General features: G+C 72.1%; 16 protein-coding genes. 12 read left to right on the top strand and 4 right to left on the bottom strand.

Annotation, left to right across the window (positions count from 1 at the left end; genetic code table 11):
* Positions 1 to 9: 9 nt before the first annotated feature.
* The 7 genes from AC5677_RS24610 (at position 10) to AC5677_RS24580 (ending at position 6,062) form a co-directional block, all read left to right on the top strand.
* Positions 10 to 222 (top strand): acyl-CoA carboxylase epsilon subunit, encoded by a 213-nt coding sequence (locus AC5677_RS24610; RefSeq protein ID WP_497190092.1) that lies wholly within the window; start codon positions 10 to 12, stop codon positions 220 to 222.
* 307 nt (positions 223 to 529) lie between these two features.
* Entirely contained in the window at positions 530 to 658 is a 129-nt protein-coding gene (gene mmpB, locus AC5677_RS24605; protein WP_497190091.1) for a morphogenic membrane protein MmpB, read from the top strand.
* Positions 659 to 785: 127 nt separating this feature from the next.
* Positions 786 to 2,270: a peptidoglycan D,D-transpeptidase FtsI family protein gene (locus AC5677_RS24600; RefSeq protein WP_497190090.1), complete on the top strand. Its 1,485-nt coding sequence runs from the start codon at positions 786 to 788 to the stop codon at positions 2,268 to 2,270.
* Positions 2,271 to 2,311: 41 nt separating this feature from the next.
* Positions 2,312 to 2,953, top strand: coding sequence for a nucleoside triphosphate pyrophosphatase (locus tag AC5677_RS24595; RefSeq protein WP_497190089.1), 642 nt, complete (start codon positions 2,312 to 2,314; stop codon positions 2,951 to 2,953).
* Positions 2,954 to 3,014: 61 nt separating this feature from the next.
* The gene (locus AC5677_RS24590; protein ID WP_497190088.1) at positions 3,015 to 3,869 is read left to right on the top strand and encodes an MOSC domain-containing protein; all 855 of its coding nucleotides are present in this window, start codon (positions 3,015 to 3,017) and stop codon (positions 3,867 to 3,869) included.
* Positions 3,870 to 3,886: 17 nt separating this feature from the next.
* The gene (locus AC5677_RS24585; RefSeq protein WP_497190087.1) at positions 3,887 to 5,335 is read left to right on the top strand and encodes a hypothetical protein; all 1,449 of its coding nucleotides are present in this window, start codon (positions 3,887 to 3,889) and stop codon (positions 5,333 to 5,335) included.
* A 148-nt stretch (positions 5,336 to 5,483) separates the two neighbouring features.
* Entirely contained in the window at positions 5,484 to 6,062 is a 579-nt protein-coding gene (locus tag AC5677_RS24580; RefSeq protein WP_497190086.1) for a DJ-1/PfpI family protein, read from the top strand.
* Positions 6,063 to 6,199: 137 nt separating this feature from the next.
* Here AC5677_RS24580 and AC5677_RS24575 read toward each other — a convergent pair whose 3' ends face one another.
* The gene (locus AC5677_RS24575) at positions 6,200 to 6,652 is read right to left on the bottom strand and encodes a hypothetical protein (RefSeq protein WP_497190085.1); all 453 of its coding nucleotides are present in this window, start codon (positions 6,650 to 6,652) and stop codon (positions 6,200 to 6,202) included.
* A 461-nt stretch (positions 6,653 to 7,113) separates the two neighbouring features.
* On the opposite strand from AC5677_RS24575, the gene AC5677_RS24570 reads away from it, so the two are divergent.
* Positions 7,114 to 8,883 (top strand): acetyl/propionyl/methylcrotonyl-CoA carboxylase subunit alpha, encoded by a 1,770-nt coding sequence (locus AC5677_RS24570; protein WP_497190084.1) that lies wholly within the window; start codon positions 7,114 to 7,116, stop codon positions 8,881 to 8,883.
* A 395-nt stretch (positions 8,884 to 9,278) separates the two neighbouring features.
* Here the strand turns inward: AC5677_RS24570 and AC5677_RS24565 are convergent, their stop codons facing one another.
* Positions 9,279 to 10,463 carry an alpha/beta hydrolase gene (locus tag AC5677_RS24565; RefSeq protein WP_497190083.1) on the bottom strand — a complete coding sequence of 395 codons (1,185 nt, stop codon included), beginning with the start codon at positions 10,461 to 10,463 and terminating at the stop codon, positions 9,279 to 9,281.
* A gap of 422 nt (positions 10,464 to 10,885) precedes the next feature.
* Here AC5677_RS24565 and AC5677_RS24560 point away from each other — a divergent pair, with 422 nt between their 5' ends.
* Complete coding sequence (locus AC5677_RS24560; protein ID WP_497190082.1) at positions 10,886 to 11,521, top strand: TetR/AcrR family transcriptional regulator; 636 nt, start codon at positions 10,886 to 10,888, stop codon at positions 11,519 to 11,521.
* Between the two features lie 717 nt (positions 11,522 to 12,238).
* On the opposite strand, the gene AC5677_RS24555 is transcribed toward AC5677_RS24560, so the two are convergent.
* Together AC5677_RS24555 and AC5677_RS24550 are read right to left on the bottom strand one after the other, a co-directional pair.
* Positions 12,239 to 13,183 carry a DeoR/GlpR family DNA-binding transcription regulator gene (locus AC5677_RS24555; protein WP_497196743.1) on the bottom strand — a complete coding sequence of 315 codons (945 nt, stop codon included), beginning with the start codon at positions 13,181 to 13,183 and terminating at the stop codon, positions 12,239 to 12,241.
* Between the two features lie 222 nt (positions 13,184 to 13,405).
* Complete coding sequence (locus AC5677_RS24550; RefSeq protein ID WP_497190081.1) at positions 13,406 to 14,851, bottom strand: NAD(P)H-quinone dehydrogenase; 1,446 nt, start codon at positions 14,849 to 14,851, stop codon at positions 13,406 to 13,408.
* 151 nt (positions 14,852 to 15,002) lie between these two features.
* Between AC5677_RS24550 and AC5677_RS24545 the strand changes: the two genes are divergently transcribed.
* The 3 genes from AC5677_RS24545 (at position 15,003) to AC5677_RS24535 (ending at position 18,404) form a co-directional block, all read left to right on the top strand.
* Positions 15,003 to 15,440, top strand: a complete 438-nt coding sequence (locus tag AC5677_RS24545) for a gamma-glutamylcyclotransferase family protein (protein ID WP_497190080.1) — start codon at positions 15,003 to 15,005, stop codon at positions 15,438 to 15,440.
* A gap of 195 nt (positions 15,441 to 15,635) precedes the next feature.
* Complete coding sequence (locus AC5677_RS24540; RefSeq protein WP_497190079.1) at positions 15,636 to 16,457, top strand: purine-nucleoside phosphorylase; 822 nt, start codon at positions 15,636 to 15,638, stop codon at positions 16,455 to 16,457.
* Positions 16,458 to 16,685: 228 nt separating this feature from the next.
* On the top strand, positions 16,686 to 18,404 hold the full coding sequence (locus AC5677_RS24535; protein ID WP_497190078.1) for a phospho-sugar mutase: 1,719 nt from the start codon (positions 16,686 to 16,688) through the stop codon (positions 18,402 to 18,404).
* The last annotated feature ends 45 nt before the right edge of the window (positions 18,405 to 18,449 follow it).

The raw sequence follows: 18,449 nt of genomic DNA, 5'->3' as shown, positions 1-18,449 counted from the left end.
CGGTCCACGATGATCAAGGTCGTACGGGGCAACCCCACCCCTGAGGAGCTGGCCGCCGCACTGGCGGTGGTTCAGGCGCGGGCGGTGGCCGCCGCTGCTGCCGCCCCCGAGGGGCCGCCCCGCGGGGACGAGTGGTCCGACCCCGCCACCACGGTCCCGGCCCGCTCCCGGGTACCGCACCCGGGGCCGCGCGCCTGGCGCACCAGCTACTGGCCGCGATGATCCCGTACGGCGGGGTGCGCCGGGGCAGGAGCCGTTGCCGGTTGCCGTTCACGTCGCACGTGCGGTGATCGTTCGGCGAGTTGGCAAGTTGGCAAGCTGCCGTTGGCCGGGTGACGGTTCGTCAGGCGTGACGGGCCGTCGGGCGTGACGGACCGTCGAGTGTGATGAACCGTCGGGTGTGACGCATGTCGCACCCCCCGCTACCCCCGATAGATCGGTGCAGTATGCACTGACTAGTCCTTCGCGCCGCGGCGCCTGAGTACGCGTACTCAGGCGCCGCCGTCATGACGGGCGCAGGATCGGTCGCATGCTGTGGTCCGACCCGCCCGATGAACCGCCCGAGGAGCTGCGCGATGCGCAGGCCAAACTCCGCCGGCTGGGCGTCGTGCTCGCCATAGCCTCGATGCTGCTGATGTTTCTCCTCGGCTGGAGGTAACAGCTGGAGGTAACGGCTGGAGGTAAAGCAACCTTTGCCGCTCCCGTCGCATCTTTACCTCCCGAAGAGCGCAATTCGGGCGGGCGGCTGATAGTCGCACCTTGGCGCCCCTGGGAGTGGGGAAGCGATGAACAGACCGTTGCGGCACATAGCCGTCTTCTGCGGGGTGCTGATCCTCGCCCTGCTGGGCCGGGTGACGTGGGTCCAGTTCGTCCAGGGCGACGAGCTCGCGAACGACGCGAACAACCGCCGGGTCAAGATCGAGGCGTTCTCCTATCCGCGCGGCAACATCATCGTCGGCGGCAAACCGATCACCGGCTCCGTCGCCACCGATGGCGACTTCAAGTACAAGCGGACCTACTCGGACGGTGCGATGTACGCGCCGATCACCGGATACGCCTCGCAGGCGCAGGGCGAGAGCATGCTCGAAGGCGTCTACAAGAAGATCCTCAGCGGCAAGGACGACCGGCTCTTCTTCAACCGCGCCAAGGCCGTGCTGACCGGTGAGAAGCCGCGCGGCGGCGATGTCATCACCACCATCGACGAGAAGGCGCAGAAGGCCGCCTACAAGGGCCTGACCCAGCTGCACGCCCGCGGCGCGGTGGTCGCCCTCGACCCGCGCTCCGGCAAGATCCTCGCGCTGGCCAGCACCCCGTCGTACGACCCGTCCTCGTTCGCCGGGCTGACCCTCGCGGAGGGCAAGAAGTACCTGGCGCTGGATGCCGACAAGAGCAAGCCGATGAACAACCGGGCGCTGCGCGAGATCTACCCGCCCGGCTCGACCTTCAAGATCCTCACGGCGGCCGCGGCCCTGGAGCACGGCACGGTCACCGACATCGACGCCTCCTCCGGCGCCCCCGCCCCGTACACCCTCCCCCAGACCCACACCCAGGTCGGCAACGACGTGGCCGGCGCGCCCTGCGACAAGGCCTCGATGAAGACCGGCATGCAGTGGTCGTGCAACAACGTCTTCCTGGACGCGGCCCACAAGCTGGGGACGGACAAGATGCGCGAGACGGCCGAGAAGTTCGGCTTCAACAAGGAGCAGTTCATCCCCATCCGCTCGGCCGTCAGCGGCTACCCCGCCAAGCTCGACCAGCCGCAGACGGCGCTGACCGGCATGGGCCAGGGCAGCCTGACCAGCACCCCGCTCCAGATGGCCATGGTCGTCGCCGGGATCGCCAACAACGGCAAGGTGATGAAGCCGTACCTGGTCGACGAGGTGCAGGGCCCCGGCATGTCGCCCATCGAGAAGAACGAGCCGACGCCGCTGCACCCGGACGATCCGCAGGCCGTCTCCGAGGACACCGCCAAGAAGGTGCAGGAGATGATGGAGTACACCGTCTCGGACGGCACCGCCGAGAAGGCGGCGATCGACGGCGTCACGGTCGGCGGCAAGACCGGCACCGCCCAGCACGGCGCGAACGTCAACGACGAGCGGCCCTACGCCTGGTTCGTCTCCTACGCCAAACAGAGCGACGGCACCTCTCCGGTCGCGGTGGCCGTCTTCGTCGACCCCAAGGACATGGACATTCCCCGCTCGGAGATCGCCGGCGGCAAGCTGGGCGGCCCGATCGCCAAGGCGGTGATGCAGGCGGTGCTCAAGCGGTAGCACCGCGCACCCGGGCCCCCGGCCTCCGTACGATGGCGGGCATGACCTCATCGCACCATCCCCACCACCACCCGGAGCCCGATCCCCGCGCCCGGCGGCTCGTCCTCGCCTCCCAGTCACCCGCCCGCCTGGGCCTGCTCCAGCAGGCGGGACTGGCGCCCGAGGTCATCGTCAGCGGCGTCGACGAGGACGCGCTCACCGCCGCCACACCGGGCGAGCTGGCCCTCGTCCTGGCCGAGGCGAAGGCCGCCACGGTCGCCGCCCGTCCGGAGGCGGCGGGCGCGCTGGTCATCGGCTGCGACTCGGTCCTGGAACTGGACGGCCGCGCCCTGGGCAAGCCCGCCGACGCCGAGGACGCCACCGCCCGCTGGAAGTCCATGCGCGGCCGCTCCGGCATCCTCCAGACCGGCCACTGCGTCGTCGACACCGCGACCGGCCGCCGGGCCTCCGCCACCGCATCCACCACCGTCCGCTTCGGCGAGCCCTCGGACGACGAGATCGCCGCCTACGTCGCCAGCGGCGAGCCGCTCTTCGTCGCGGGCGCCTTCACCCTCGACGGCCGCTCGGCCCCCTTCATCGACGGCATCGACGGCGACCCCGGCAACGTCATCGGCCTCTCCCTGCCGCTGCTGCGCCGGCTCCTCGCCGACCTGGACGTGGCCATCACCGATCTGTGGACTTGATCCGCCCCACACCTTGGCCCTTTCCCCGGCGCCGGGCGGACGCGTAGCGCAAGCTGACCGCATGACGACATACGCGACAGTCGGAGAACTCCTCACCTATCCCGTCAAGGGCTGCGCCCCGGTCCCGTTGACCGAGGCCGAGCTCACGCCCGCCGGGCTGCCGTACGACCGCAGTTTCATGGTGGTCGGCGAGGACGGTGTGTACCGCAGTCAGCGCAGGGACCCCAAGCTGGCGCTGATACGGCCCGAGGTCGGCGACGGGGGAAGCGCACTCACCTTACGGACGGCCGGAGCCGATCCGCTCCGGATCGCGGTGGACATGGTCTCCGCGCGGACCCCGGTCGACCTGTTCGGGGTGGCGTACCAGGGCATCGACCAGGGTGCGGAGGCCGCCCGGTGGCTGACCGGGGTGCTCGGTGCGCCCAGCCGGCTCGTCCGCGTACCGCCGGAGCACGACCGGGTGGAGCAGGGGGTTTACCCCGGCACCTCCGGGTACGCCGACAGCTGCGCCCTGCACGTCCTCTCCCGCGCCACCTTCGACGACCTCAACGCCCGTTACACCGCGGCGGGCGAACCGGCGCTGCCGATGAGCCGTTTCCGGCCGAACCTCGTCGTCGACGGATGGGACGCGCCCCACCAGGAGGACCACGCCCGGCGCCTCGTGGTGGGCGATGCCGAGCTGGGGTTCGCCAAGGTGGCCATCCGCTGCGCCGTCACCCTCGTCGACCAGGAGACGGGCACCAAGGCCGGGCCCGAACCGCTGCGGATGCTCGCCGCCTACCGGCGGGTGCCCGAGGGCGGTGTGGCGTTCGGGTCGCTGTACTCCGTGCTGCGGACGGGGAAGCTGGCGGTGGGGGACGCGTTCACCGTGGTGGAAGGAACTTTGCCGGGCGGGTCCACGTCGTCAGGGGTGTGACGGATACGGACGGGGCCATGGACAGCGGCAGTGCGGCCCTCGGCGAACTCGTCGATTCCTGGGAGGAGATCCACGACGAGTACCGGCATGTCGGGGACGGTGAGTACGACCAGGCGGTCCTGGAGATCGCGGACCGGCTCCAGGCCGAGCCCGGCGGCCCCCTGGCGTATCTGTGGACGACCGGGATGATGCTGACCGCGCCCTATGTCACCGAGCAACTGGACGACGGGGTACGCACACCCGCGCTCCGGGCGCTGCGGGCCGCGGACGCCGCGCTGTCGGCGGCGGCCTGTGACCACGCCTGCCATCCGTACGAGACGCATACCGAGATCTACGACGAAGACCTCCCCGGCGTGCTGCACTGCCTCGTTGACGAGACCGAGGAATGGCACGAGGACCGGCCCCGCGGCGAGTGGCGGTGCCCGCGCAACGCAGCCGGGTTCGCGCGGATCGCCCTGGACATCCTCGAGCCCGGCTCCGTCACGGACGTGCCGCCGCGCCTTCCGCTGACGGCCCGCAACGACATCGAGTCGCTGACGGCCCTCCTCGAGGGCTATCCGATCGCCGGGACCGAGGTCGACCAGGAGATCGCCGAGCAGGGCTGGAACCTGTCGCTCGTCAAGGACCCCGGGGAGCGCCCCGGCCGGATCATGGCCGTCCGGGCGGTGAGCTGGTACGCCCTGCACGACTGCACCCTCGGCAAGTGGGTCTTCGACGACCTCATCGAGGCGCTGGAGAAGGCGCTGCCCCACTACGAGTCCGGGCCCTGCGCCCACGGCACCGACGGCCACCCCGAACTGCCCGGCATCTCGACGAGCGCCGTCGAGCTGGGCATCCAGCTGAGCTACCCGGCCGGCCGCGCCCTGTACGCACACAGCCCGCGGAGCGGCCCGCTGGAGGCCCTGCTGTGCCCGGCGCACCTGTCCGCCACCGTACGGGAGACCCTGGAGCCGCTGCGAAAGTGCCGTGAGCGTTTCTTCGGACCGCGCGACACCGCCCACCTCGACACGGAATACCTGGACGCGGACGGGCGGTTGGCGATCGGGAAGATCGCGAAGGGGCTCGAGGACGCGCGCCGGAACCAGAGGAGCGCCGAGGACCTGGGGCTGTGGGCGGCACGGCGGTACGGACAGGCCGACGGCGAACGCGAGCGGGAGCGGGAGGCCCTGCTGCTCACCATGTATCAGGCGATGCGGATGCCGGACCCGGCCCCGGCCCCGACCGTGGCCAGGGAGGTCCTGCCCGTGCTGCGGTCCCTCGCCGCAGCCCCGCGGCCGGAGCGGTGCACGCACGACGACGAGCACCCGGTCCTGCGCAACGCGGACATTCCCCGCGCCCTGCCGCGGCTCTACCCGGCAGAGGAGGGGCCGGAGGCGGCGGGCGGCGGGGCATGGACCTGTCCGCGGTTCTTCGGAGAGCTCGCCGACGAGCAGGTGCGGCGGCTGGCGGCCCTGGTGGAGGAGTAGGCCGCTCCGGGGGCCGTCCGGGTGGAATCCGCGCGATGGCCGGAATCCGGCCCTCGGTATTCCGTACCGGCGGGCGGCTGCGGGCATCGTGAGGGAACCGGATCACCACCCCGGTCTCACTGCGATCTCACCGCGAGGAGTGCGCACCATGCCCAAGGTTCTGATCATCGCCGGCGACGCCACGGAGGATCTGGAGTTCTTCTACCCCTACCAGCGGATGCTGGAGGAGGGCTATGAGACCCATGTCGCGGCGCCGTCCCGGAAGAAGCTGAATTTCGTCGTGCACGACTTCGTCGACGGCTTCGACACCTACGTCGAGAAGGCGGGCCACTCCTGGCCGTCCGACGTCGCGCTGGCCGAGGTCGATCCGGCCCAGTACGCGGCCCTGGTGCTTCCGGGCGGGCGGGGGCCGGAATATCTGCGCAACGATCCCGACTTCGCGCGGGTGGTGACGCATTTCTTCGACGCCGACAAGCCCGTGGCGCACATCTGCCACGCGGCCGTCGCGCTCGCCCCGCTCGGTGTCCTCAAGGGCCGCCGGACCTCCGCCTACCCCGCGTGCGCGCCGGATGTGGAGATGGCCGGCGGCACCTTCGTCGACGGCGCGGCGGTCGTGGACGGCAAGGTCGTCTCGGCGCGTGCCTGGCCCGACCAGCCGGAGTGGATGCGGGCGTTCGTCCGCGTCCTGCGTGCGGAGGCGCCTGCTCAGGGCACCGGCAGCGCGTAGAGCGCATTGTCGTTGAGGATGAAGACGCGGTTGCCGTCGGCCGCCAGCCAGGAGCGGTCGGCCTTGGGGAGCTGGAACGTCAGGACGGTGACACCGGTGTTCAGGTCCGCGGTGCCCCGCCTCTCGGGCCCGCGCCCTCAGGCCGGGCCGGCCGCCGTACCGATGCCCTCGCCGCCGACGCCGCCGCTCTCTTCCCCGCGCGCCGCCGCGGCCCGCGGCTCCCCGTACGCCACCAGCGGCAGCACGATCAGCGCGAGGACGACCATCAGGCCCACGAACGCCAACCAGCCCACCGGCCCGACGGCGAACGCGCCGAGCAGACCGTGCACCACCGCGCAGGTGATCAGGACGATGCGGGTGAAACCGCCGGGCGCGCGGTCGCGCAGCGCGGTGCGGGCCAGGATCCCGGCACAGAAGAGGAGGTACAGGCCGAAAACGGCGCCCGCGGCCCAGGCGCCGGTGGACATCGCGCCGGGGTTCAGCCCGGCGAGGGACATGTGCTGATGGTCCACGACGATGCTCAGGATCCAGTTCAGCAGGACGATGCCGGCCGCCTCCAGGACCAGCACCACCGCCGCCACCAGAGCCACCGGTCTCCGCGCCGCCACCATCGCGCCCACCCACTTCCGCCGTCACCGCTCCTGGCCGGTATCGCGGTTACCGCGAGTACCGAAGACAGCGCGCACGCTACTAATCGGTAATTGCGGGGGCAAGAGGTCGGCACGGATGGCGTGCGGGTGGACGGGAGCGGGCGCGTCGGCGGCGGGAGGGGAGCGCAAAGTTTCTTTCGCCCATTCGTAGGGACTCCACAAAGAATTGACGACCCGCCGAACGCCCGTGGCCAGAGACCTAGGCCACATCCGGGTTCGGTGCCGAGCCCCGGATTCCGGGCCTACCCTGGGCTGTCAGGGGAGTTCACTCCCTCGCTGGCGCCTCCGGCACGCTCCGTGTGGGCAAGGTCACCACCGGGAACGACTCGGCACGCGGTGTCGCCAGTCCCTAAACTCGCGACGTTGATTTGTTGCGGCGACGCGCCAAGGAAGGACCCATCGTGCGCAAGGTGCTCATCGCGAACCGTGGCGAGATCGCCGTTCGGGTTGCCCGTGCCTGCCGGGACGCCGGAATCGGGAGCGTAGCCGTCTACGCCGACCCGGACCGTGACGCCCTGCATGTCCGTGCGGCAGACGAGGCATACGCCCTGGGCGGTGACACACCAGCCACCAGCTACCTGGACATCGCCAAGGTGCTCGCCGCCGCCGCCGATTCCGGCGCGGACGCCGTCCACCCCGGATACGGCTTCCTCTCCGAGAACGCCGAGTTCGCCCAGGCCGTTCTCGACGCGGGCCTGACCTGGATCGGCCCGCCCCCGCACGCCATCCGCGACCTCGGCGACAAGGTCGCCGCCCGGCACATCGCGCAGCGCGCCGGTGCGCCGCTGGTCGCCGGTACCCCCGACCCGGTCTCCGGCGCCGACGAGGTCGTCGCGTTCGCCGAGGAGCACGGCCTGCCGATCGCCATCAAGGCGGCCTTCGGCGGTGGCGGCCGCGGCCTGAAGGTCGCCCGCACCCTCGAAGAGGTCCCCGAGCTGTACGACTCGGCCGTCCGTGAGGCGGTCGCCGCCTTCGGCCGCGGCGAGTGCTTCGTCGAGCGCTACCTCGACCGCCCCCGGCACGTCGAGACCCAGTGCCTCGCCGACAAGCACGGCAATGTCGTGGTCGTCTCCACCCGTGACTGCTCCCTGCAGCGCCGCCACCAGAAGCTGGTGGAGGAGGCCCCCGCGCCGTTCCTGTCGGACGAGCAGAACGCCGAGCTCTACCGCGCGTCCAAGGCCATCCTCAAGGAGGCCGGCTACGAGGGCGCCGGCACCTGTGAGTTCCTCGTCGGCCAGGACGGCACCATCTCCTTCCTCGAGGTCAACACCCGCCTCCAGGTGGAGCACCCGGTCACCGAAGAGGTCACCGGCCTCGACCTGGTCCGCGAGATGTTCCGGATCGCCGACGGCGAGGAGCTGGGCTACGACGACCCCGCCGTCCGCGGCCACTCCTTCGAGTTCCGCATCAACGGCGAGGACCCGGGCCGCAACTTCCTCCCGGCGCCCGGCACGGTCACCAAGTTCGACGGGCCGTCCGGCCCCGGTGTCCGCCTGGACGCCGGCGTCGAGTCCGGCTCCGTCATCGGCCCGGCCTGGGACTCCCTCCTGGCCAAGCTGGTCATCACCGGCGCCACCCGTGAGCAGGCCCTCCAGCGCGCCGCCCGCGCCCTGGACGAGTTCACCGTCGAGGGCATGGCCACCGCCCTGACCTTCCACCGGGTCGTCGTCAAGGACCCGGCGTTCGCCCCCGAACTCACCGGCTCCGCGGACCCGTTCACGGTCCACACCCGCTGGATCGAGACCGAGTTCGTCAACGAGATCCCGCCGTTCGCCGCGCCCGGCGCCGACGAGGCCGAGGCGGACAGCCGCGAGACGGTCGTCGTCGAGGTCGGCGGCAAGCGCCTGGAGGTCTCGCTGCCGTCCTCGCTGGGCATGCCGCTGGCCCGCGCCGCGGTCGCCGGCGGTGCCAAGCCCAAGCGCAAGGCCACCAAGAAGTCCGGCAGCGCCGCCTCCGGTGACGCCCTGGCCTCTCCCATGCAGGGCACCATCGTCAAGGTGGCCGTCGAGGAGGGCCAGCAGGTCGCCGAGGGCGAACTCGTCGTCGTCCTGGAGGCGATGAAGATGGAGCAGCCCCTCAACGCCCACCGCTCCGGCACCATCAAGGGCCTGACCGCCGAGGTCGGCGCGGCCCTGACGTCCGGCGCCGTGATCTGCGAGATCAAGGACTGATCAAGGACTGACGCGGCACCATCCGTAACGCGAGGGGCTTCCGGCACACATGTGCCGGAAGCCCCTCGCGTTCACTGACACGGCGCAGACAGATCCGCCGCCGGGCCGAACTCTCCCGCACCAACGCGGACTCCTTCGTCGCGCTGCTGTACGGACACACCGCCCTGGCCGTCCTCGCCCTGGCCACGCTCGCCACCCCCGGGGCGGCGGCCCGCCCCGCTGCCCGGCACCGCCGCGCTCGGTGCGCTGCTGCCGCTCTGGTACCGGTGCGCGGTGAACGCCACCCACGAGTGGGCCGCCGCCGTGCGGGCCCTGGTCGATACCGGCCGTAAGCCGCCGGCCGAGGCGCTGGGCGTCGTCCTGCCGCACTGGCTGACCGCACCCCGCGGGAGCCCCTACGAGCTGCCCACCACGTCCTCCGGGAACGTCAGCGACCTGCTCATCCACTGGAGCGCGGCCGGGAGCTCGCGCCGCCAGGTGGCGAAGTTGTGGCTGCCGTGGTCGAGCACGATCGAGTCCGCCGTCATCGGGGCCCGGACCGCGCCGAGGAAGGCCCTGGCCGCCGGATAGTTCTTCTCGCCGGTACGGCTCGTCCCCACCAGGACGTTCACCTGCGGCATCGGCAGATGCTGCAGCCGCCACATCAGATCGTGCTCCTGACGCCGCCGTATCCGGTCCCTGCCGTCCCCGAAGAGGTTTCCGGTGGTCGGGTCGTTGCTGACCTTGTAATCGGGCGAGAGGGCCGCCGCCGCGGTGTAGGTCCGGTCGTGCCGCATGGTCAGCTGGAGGGCGCAGCTGCCGCCGGAGGAGTAGCCGAGCACGCCCCAGCCGCCGGGGTCGTGACCGACGCGGTAGTGGGACTTCAGCGCGTCCGGCACGTCCCGCGCGAAGAACGTCTCGGCTTGCGGGCCACCGGGCACATCCACGCACTGGGTGTCGCGCGGCGGCGCGATGGTGGGCCGCAGCATCACGATGACGGTCGGCTGCATGCTGCCGGTACGGATCAGCCGTCCGGCCGTCTGCGGCAGCCGCAGATGCTGGCCCAGCAGGAACGTCCCGCCCGGATAGCCGCTCAGCGCGACGACGACGGGGAACCGCTGCCGGGCGTACTGCGCCTGGAAGTACTGCGGCGGCAGATACACATACGCCCCGTCCACGACCCGGGTGCGCTTCCCCACGATCCGTACGGACTCGACCTTGCCGACCAGGTCCGGGCGGCCCTTGGGCAGCCCGTGCACCTTGTCCAGCCCGTCCGGCCCGGAAGCCTGTACGAGCCCCTTGGACGGGTCCCCGACGGGCCCGGCCGCGCCGCCGTTGCCCCATTTGCCGATGGCGGCCGGGGCGTCGTCGTACAGGCCGAGGAGCTCGTGCCAGGAGGCGTAGAACTCGAAGTTGGCGTTCACCGCAAGGCCGAGCGTGGCCACGACGGTCAGCTGCGTCGCCACGATGGACCCGAGCCGCCCCAGCAGCGCCCGCGGCCCCCGCCCGGCGAACCGCGGCCACAGCCAGAGGGTGAGCCCCACACAGGCCACGGCGGCCACGGCCATGGCGTACAACAGCGATCGGCTGGTCAGCCCCATGACGTACTTCCCCAGATTCCGCCTGCCGTGTCGCCGGTACGTGGTACATGTGCCCACGCCGGATATCCCACGACGTCGTCCCTCGGCCCCCGGATGCCCCCGGAAGACCTCATTGCGCCAGGTTTGATGGCCGTTGGGGCGGTGGCGTTGCCAGCCGGGCGAGGAGTTCGGCCGGCCGACGGCGGCCGGACGCCGGACGTTCATGCGCCGTCCGCCGGGTGGCCACGGAGGGCCACGCACGGCGGGCAATCCGGACACCGGCGCTCGGTGCGCGTCCGCGTCCCGCGCTCGGCGAAAAGCCCTCGCCGTCCCGCACGGGGGCCGCCGCCGTCACCCGACCGGAGCAGTCCTCCGTGCCCGTCTTCCGCAATGGCATCCTGGACGCACCGGGCCGGGACCGGCCGGGGTGAGGGAGGACGGCGATGGGGACCGAGACGGCGGGCACGCGGCCCGCGACGAAGGGCTCGACGGCACGGGTGCCCGCGGCGACGCAGGCGGTGCGGCCGATGCGGGCGGACGCGCGGCGCAACTACGAGCGGCTGCTGACCGAGGCCCGTTCGGCCTTCCTCGAACACGGCACGGACACCTCACTCGAGGACATCGCCCGCCGCGCCGGTGTCGGCATCGGCACCCTCTACCGCCACTTCCCCCACCGCACGGCCCTGATGGGCGCCGTCTTCCAGGGCGAGGTGGAGGCGCTCCTGACGTACGCCAGGGAGCTGGCCGACGCGCCGCGGCCGTGCCACGCGCTGGTCGACTGGCTGCGCGCGATCATCACCCATGCCAGCACCTACCGCGGGCTGTCCCGCGCGCTGATGGCGGCGTCGACGGACGACAGCTCGGGGATGGCGCGGTGCAGCGTCCCGATGCGCGAGGCCGGCGCGGCGCTGCTGGACCGGGCCCAGAAGGCCGGCGCCGTACGCCCCGATGTGAACATCGGCGATCTGCTGCAGCTGACCAACGGCATCGCACTGGCCGTCGAGGAGTCCCCCGACGACCCGCAGCTGGCCGACCGGCTGCTGACACTCACCCTCAGCGGACTCAAGGCGGACTGCTGACCCCACGGGCCACAGCCCCGCCGGCCCTCAGCACCGCCCCACCACCCCACCGGACAACGACCGCCACCACAACATCAACAGCAACACCACCGACTACGGCTCCGGCCAGGGCCACCACGCCGCACGTGACCAGAGCCACCCCAGTAGCCCGCCGGACGACCACCGCCATCACCACATCAACAGCGACCGACAACGGCTCCGGCCCCGGGCCACCACGCCGCACGTGACCAACGGCGCCCCACCAACCCGCCGAACAACCACAGCCACCACAACGTCAACAGCAACCACCAACGGCTCCGGCCCCGGGCCACCACGCCGCACGTGACCAACGGCGCCCCACCAACCCGCCGAACAACCACAGCCACCACAACGTCAACAGCAACCACCAACGGCTCCCGCCCCGGGCCACCACGCCGCACGTGACCAACGGCGCCCCACCAACCCGCCGAACAACCACAGCCACCACAACGTCAACAGCAACCACCAACGGCTCCCGCCCCGGGCCACCACGCCGCACGTGACCAACGGCGCCCCACCAACCCGCCGAACAACCACAGCCACCACAACGTCAACAGCAACCACCAACGGCTCCCGCCCCGGGCCACCACGCCGCACGTGACCAACGGCGCCCCACCAACCCGCCGAACAACCACAGCCACCACAACGTCAACAGCAACCACCAACGGCTCCCGCCCCGGGCCACCACGCCGCACGCGATCAGCGACGCCTTGGGGCCAGATCCGCCACCCGCCCGCCCGGTCCCTCCGCCAGCGACGCGGCCGGGCGCAGCGGGGAGCCCGTGCCGCCCGGTGGGAGGTTACGGCGCTGGCCGGGCAGCGGCACGTCCCGGCGGGACGCCCTGCGGTCCCCGACCGGCCCTTCCGGGGCCGGCTGGCCGGGGCCCTGCCCGGCTCCCTGCCCGCTCGCGACGGCGATCTGCACGCCCTGATCGGCCAGCGCCTGCAGTTCGGTGCCGGCGCGGTCGTCGTGGGCGGGCGGTTCGTCAGTGACCAGCCGGGTGATCACATCCGTGGGCACGGTCTGGAACATCGTGTCGGAGCCGAGCTTGGTGTGGTCGGCGAGCACCACCACCTCCCCCGCCGCCTGCACCAGCGCCCGGTCGACGCTCGCGGAGAGCATGTTGGAGGTGGACAGGCCGCGCTCGGCGGTCAGACCGCTGCCCGACAGGAAGGCGCGGGACACCCGCAGGCCCTGGAGGGACTGCTCGGCACCGCTGCCGACCAGCGCGTAGTTGGAACCACGCAGGGTGCCTCCGGTCATCACGACCTCGACGCGGTTGGCATGGGCCAACGCCTGGGCGACCAACAGGGAGTTGGTGACCACGGTCAGACCGGGCACCCGGGCGAGCCGGCGGGCCAGCTCCTGGGTGGTGGTCCCGGCGCCGACGACGATGGCCTCGCCCTCTTCGACGAAGCCCGCGGCGAGGTCGGCGATGGCCGTCTTCTCGGCGGTCGCTAGATGGGATTTCTGCGGGAAGCCGGACTCGCGGGTAAAGCCTCCCGGCAAGACCGCACCGCCGTGACGGCGGTCGAGCAGCCCTTCCGCCTCCAGCGCCCGCACGTCCCGCCGTACGGTCACTTCGGAGGTCTGGACGACACGGGCGAGCTCCCGGAGCGACACCGCTCCGTTTGCGCGCACCATTTCAAGGATCAGTTGGCGACGTTCTGCAGCGAACACGAAACTGACAGTAACGCCAACGACCGTCTGTTTTCAGCAGGTTGCACCAAATACCGGAAGTTGCGCATGGCGCGGTGGGTGCCGTGATATAGGGCGCGGGCCTTGCGAACTCATGTGTGTGGAATGCGGCTTGACCGTTCGTCAGGTAATGCGTCCGGTCGACCGGCGCCGCCTTCCCGGTGCCGGTTACTCGTCCCCCGCCTTGCGCGTGTGCAGCTGGCGCGCGACCTCCGCGAGGGAGCCGGAGAGCGACGGGTAGACCGTGAAGGCGCTGGCGATCTGCTCGACGGTGAGGTTGTTGTCGACCGCGAGGGAGATCGGGTGGATCAGCTCGCTGGCGCGCGGGGAGACGACCACACCGCCGACGACGATGCCCGTGCCGGGGCGGCAGAAGAGCTTGACGAAGCCGTCGCGGATGCCCTGCATCTTGGCGCGCGGGTTGCGCAGCAGCGGCAGCTTCACGACCCGGGCGTCGATCTTGCCGCTGTCGACGTCGGCCTGCGAGTAGCCGACGGTGGCGATCTCCGGGTCGGTGAAGACGTTGGCGGAGACGGTCTTGAGGTTGAGCGGCGTGACCGCGTCGCCCAGGAAGTGGTACATCGCGATGCGGCCCTGCATGGCGGCGACCGAGGCGAGGGCGAAGACGCCCGTGCAGTCGCCGGCCGCGTAGACGCCGGGCGCGGTGGTGCGGGAGACCTTGTCGGTCCAGATGTGGCCGGAGTCGCGGAGCTTGACGCCGGCTTCCTCCAGGCCGATGCCGGCGCTGTTGGGGATGGAGCCGACGGCCATCAGGCAGTGCGTACCGGAGATGGTCCGGCCGTCGGCGAGGGTGACCTCGACGCGGTCGCCGACCCGTTTGGCGGACTGGGCGCGCGAGCGGGCCATGACGTTCATACCGCGGCGGCGGAAGACGTCCTCCAGGACGGCGGCGGCGTCCGGGTCCTCGCCCGGCAGGACGCGGTCGCGGGAGGAGACGAGGGTGACGCGGGAGCCGAGGGCCTGGTAGGCGCCGGCGAACTCGGCGCCGGTGACACCGGAGCCGACGACGATGAGCTCTTCGGGGAGCTCGGTCAGGTCGTAGACCTGGGTCCAGTTGAGGATGCGCTCGCCGTCCGGCAGGGCGTCGGGGATCTCGCGGGGGTGGGCGCCGGTGGCGATCAGTACGGCGTCGGCGACCAGGGTCTCCTCGGTGCCGTCGGCGACGGTCACCGTCACCCGGCGCGCGCCCTCGGGCGACTGGCCCGGCTCCAGGCGGCCGCGGCCGCGCATGACGCGGGCGCCGGCGCGGGTGACGGAGGCGGTGATGTCATGCGACTGGGCGAGCGCGAGGCGCTTGACGCGCCGGTTGACCTTGCCGAGGTCGACGCCGACGACGCGCGCGGGGCGGTCGATGTGCGGCGTGTCGTCCTCGACGATGATGCCGAGCTCCTCGTACGAGGAGTCGAAGGTGGTCATCACCTCGGCCGTGGCGATCAGGGTCTTCGACGGGACGCAGTCGGTGAGCACCGACGCCCCGCCCAGACCGTCGCAGTCGACGACGGTCACCTCCGCGCCGAGAGAGGCGCCCACCAGGGCCGCCTCGTATCCGCCGGGTCCGCCACCGATGATCACGATCCGAGTCACATGCTCCATTGTCCCGCACGCCCCCGCGGCGCTCTCGCCGGGGGCCGTTGTCGGCGCGCAGGGACCGGAGGGGCGCTTTCGCTCTCCCCTCTCTGTACGAATCTCCGATGGCAATCCGGTATCAAGAGCCCACCCGGAAACCTCCCGTACCCTCGGAACCATGTCGCTCTACGCCGCGTACGCCGGCAACCTTGACGCGCGGCTGATGTCCCGCCGCGCACCGCACTCGCCGCTGCGCGGCACGGGCTGGCTGAACGGCTGGCGGCTCACCTTCGGCGGCGAGCAGATGGGGTGGGAGGGCGCGCTGGCGACGATCGTCGAGGCGCCCCGCTCGCAGGTCTTCGTCGCGCTCTACGACATCGCGCCGATGGACGAGGAGTCCATGGACCGCTGGGAGGGCGTGGGCCTGGACATTTACCGCCGGCTGCGGGTGCGGGTGCACACGCTGGAGGGCGACGAGCCGGCGTGGGTGTACGTCCTCAACGGCTATGAGGGGGGTCTGCCCTCGGCCCGCTATCTGGGGGAGATCGCGGACGCGGCGGAGTCGGCGGGCGCGCCGCACGACTATGTGATGGAGCTGCGCAAGCGGCCCTGCTGAGCGCCGCGGGCCGTCGGGGATCTCCGGGGGCCTGGTCCGTACGGGTGTTGTGACGGGTGTCGTGACGCGTGTCGCGGTCCCGGTGCGCGCGACGCGCCCGGGGCTCGGGTTTGTGGGAAGACACAACCGGATGTCCTCAGCCGTGTGGGCAGCGACATCTACGCGCGTAGGGGAAGAGCGGCTACCCTCGTCCGCGTGAACGCATCTGTTACTCCCGACATCGCCCGCGACCCGCAGGGCGCCGCCGACGCCGCCGCCGCCCGACTGCGCGAGCTCACCGGCGCCGAGACCCACGACGTCGCCCTGGTCATGGGCTCCGGCTGGGCCCCGGCCGCCGAGGCCCTCGGCGCGCCCGAGCACGAATTCCCGGTCACCGAGCTGCCCGGCTTCCCGCCGCCCGCCGTGGCCGGTCACGGCGGCAAGGTCCGCTCGTACCGCGTCGGCGAGAAGCGCGCGCTGGTCTTCCTGGGCCGTACGCACTACTACGAGGGCCGCGGGGTCGCCGCGGTCGCGCACGGCGTCCGTACCGCCGCCGCGGCCGGCTGCAAGACCATCGTGCTCACCAACGGGTGCGGCGGTCTGCGCGAGGGCATGCGCCCCGGCCAGCCGGTCCTGATCAGCGACCACCTCAACCTCACCGCCACCTCCCCGATCGTCGGCGCCAACTTCGTCGACCTGACGGACCTGTACTCGCCGCGGCTGCGCGCGCTGTGCAAGGAGGTCGACCCGAGCCTGGAGGAGGGCGTCTACGCCCAGTTCCCCGGCCCGCACTACGAGACCCCGGCCGAGATCAAGATGATCCGCACCCTGGGCGCCGACCTGGTCGGCATGTCCACGGTCCTGGAGGCCATCGCCGCCCGTGAGGCGGGCGCCGAGGTGCTCGGCCTGTCCCTGGTGACGAACCTCGCCGCGGGCATGACGGGCGAGCCGCTCAACCACGAAGAGGTGCTCCAGGCCGGCCGCGACTCCGCGACCCGGATGGGCAGCCTGCTCGCCCAGGTGCTCGGCAAGCTCTGAGCCGGCCCCGTTCGGCGGCCGGCCGGGACCGGCGGGTGTACGACAGGTACGACACCCGCCGGGCCGCCGCCCGCCGCCCCGGTGGTGGTCCGCCGCCGCCCCCGCAGCACCGTTGGCCGGTACTGCGGCTCGAAGAACCCGCGCAGCGGGCAGGTGTGACGAACCGGGCGCTCCCCTCCGCGTCACCCGTCCGCCCCTCCGCACCGACCTGACCGTCAGGAGCATCACGTGGCTACCGATCGCACGGAGCTGATCACCCGGGCCGAAGCATGGCTGGCCGAGGACCCCGACCCCGAGACCCGCCAGGAGCTGGCCGGGCTCATCGCGGCCGAGGACGCCGACGAGCTGGCCGCCCGCTTCGCCGGCACCCTGCAGTTCGGCACCGCCGGGCTGCGCGGCGAACTGGGCGCGGGCCCGATGCGGATGAACCGTTCGGTGGTCATCCGGGCCGCGGCCGGTCTCGCCGCGTACCTCAAGGCGCAGGGCGAGGGCTCCGGCCTGGTCGTCATCGGCTACGACGCGCGCCACAAGAGCGCCGACTTCGCGCGCGACACGGCGGCCGTGATGGTCGGCGCCGGGCTGCGGGCCGCGGTGCTGCCGCGGCCGCTGCCCACGCCCGTGCTGGCCTTCGCGATACGCCACCTGGGCGCGGTCGCCGGCGTCGAGGTCACCGCCAGCCACAATCCGCCGCGCGACAACGGCTACAAGGTCTACCTGGGCGACGGCTCGCAGATCGTGCCGCCCGCGGACGGCGAGATCGCCGCCGAGATCGCCGCGATCCGCTCGCTGGCGGACGTACCGCGGCCCGAGGCCGGCTGGGAAACCCTCGACGACGAGGTTCTGCGGGCGTATCTGGCGCGTACGGATGCCGTGCTGACCCCGGGCTCCCCCCGCGACACCCGCGTCGTCTACACGCCGATGCACGGCGTCGGCCGGGACACCCTCGTCGCCGCCTTCGCACGGGCCGGCTTCCCCGCCCCGACCGTCGTCGCCGAACAGGCCGAGCCGGATCCGGACTTCCCCACCGTCGCCTTCCCCAATCCGGAAGAGCCCGGCGCGATGGACCTCGCCTTCGCCACCGCCCGGTCCGTGGATGCAGACGGCGTCGGCGGCGTCGGCGGCGTCGACATCGTGATCGCCAACGACCCGGACGCGGACCGCTGCGCCGTCGCCGTACCGGCCCCCGGCACGCCGGACGGCTGGCGGATGCTGCGCGGCGACGAGGTCGGCGCGCTGCTCGCCGCCCACCTGGTGAGCAAGCAGGCGTCCGGCACCTTCGCGACCACGATCGTCTCCTCCTCCCTCATGTCGCGGATCGCCGCCGCCTCGTCCCTCCCCTACGAGGAGACGCTGACCGGCTTCAAGTGGCTGGCCCGGGTGGACGGGCTGCGCTACGCCTTCGAGGAGGCGCTGGGCTACTGCGTCGACCCCGAGGGCGTACGCGACAAGGACGGCATCACGGCCGCCCTGCTGATCACCGAGCTGGCGGCGGAGCTGAAGCAGTCCGGCCGCACCCTGTCCGACCTGCTGGACGACCTCGCGCTGGAATTCGGCCTGCACGCCACCGACCAGCTCTCGGTACGGGTCGAGGACCTCACCCTGATCGCCGACGCCATGCGCCGGCTGCGCCAGGCGCCGCCCGCGTCCCTCGCGGGCCTGACGGTGACCGCCGCCGACGACCTGAACAAGGGCACCGCGTCGCTGCCGCCGACCGACGGGCTGCGCTACTACCTGTCCGGGGCGGACGGCTCGGGCGGCTCGGGCGGCTCGGGCGTGGAGGCCGCCCGGGTGGTGGTCCGCCCGAGCGGTACCGAGCCGAAGCTGAAGTGCTACCTGGAGGTCGTGGTCCCGGTGGCGGCGGCCGAGGGGCTGCCGGCGGCGCGGGAGACGGCCGCGACGGTGCTGGCCGCGATCAAGGACGACCTGGCGCGGGCGCTGGGGATCTGAGCGGACGGGGTCACCCGTAGGCGCCCGGAGCCGGGCCCCTACGGG

The sequence above is a fragment of the Streptomyces sp. JLSY215 genome (assembly GCF_059682825.1).
Note: the sequence above shows the minus strand (reverse complement) of the source record. Positions and strands in the feature narration are given on the sequence as shown.